This is a genomic window from Actinomadura sp. 7K534, assembly GCF_004348575.1.
Taxonomy (GTDB): domain Bacteria; phylum Actinomycetota; class Actinomycetes; order Streptosporangiales; family Streptosporangiaceae; genus Spirillospora; species Spirillospora livida.
Map to the genome: position 1 here is coordinate 1 of NZ_SMKB01000513.1, position 898 is coordinate 898.

The window sequence follows — 898 nt, forward strand, 5'->3', positions numbered from 1 at the left end:
CCGCCGAACGCCCCGACGTCCACCGCGACGAGCCGCCGTCCCGCCCCGTCCACGACCTCGACCCCGAAACCGCCCTCCCGCAGCGCCAGCAACGCCTCCACGGGCACCGACAGGACGTCCTTCCTCCGCTCGCTCTCCAGCTTGACGCTCACGGGCGCCTCGTCCAGCCGCCCCGTCTCCGCGTCGCCCAGCGAGATCTCGACGTCGACCGTGGTCTTCTCGTCCTGCCCCGACCCGCTGCTCCGCGCGACCCTGCCGACCTCGGCGATCTTCCCCTTGACCGTCCGGCCTCCAGGAAGTTCCACCGCGACGGTCGCGCCCTCCTTGGCCAGCTCCTGCCTGTCGGCGTCCAGATCCACCTGAACGACCCGCCGGGTACCGGCCACCGTCAGGACCGGCTGCCCCTGGACGGCCCGCTTCCCCTCGGGCGACTTGACCTCACGCACGAGCACGGCCCCGCTCAGAAACACCACCTGCTGCGGCCCGACCGTCCCGGTCTCCGCCAGCCCCCGCTCGTCCTGCCACTCCTTCACCGCGGCCTCGGTCGCCGCGGTGAACTCCTCGTCCACGGTCATGCCGCCATGCCCAAGGGCGCGCAGGTTGCGTTCGAGCTGCCGCACGTCCTTGCCCGAATCCCCGACCCGGAGCGTGCGGTACATGGGACTGCCGCCGTACATCAGCGTGACCGGCTTCCCGGCCACCCGCAGCAGCGTCTCCCCCCGCTCGATGGTCGCCCCTTGCTTTGGCGCCCACGTCACCACACCCGACACCCCTGCCCACACCTCACGAACGCCCCCATATGTGAGCCGCCCGTCGACCGTCTCGGTGTCCACAAGGTCACCCCGGCGCACCTCGACCGTGGCCAACCGCGCCTTCTGCCCGGCCTCCGCCCCCTGAC

General features: G+C 72.2%; 1 protein-coding gene. It reads right to left on the reverse strand.

All coding sequences use genetic code 11. The annotated features are described in order from the left end of the window. Positions 1-758: peptidoglycan-binding protein (locus E1266_RS37465; protein WP_243719397.1), on the reverse strand; the 758-nt coding region annotated here is incomplete at its 3' end. Positions 759-898: the final 140 nt, after the last annotated feature.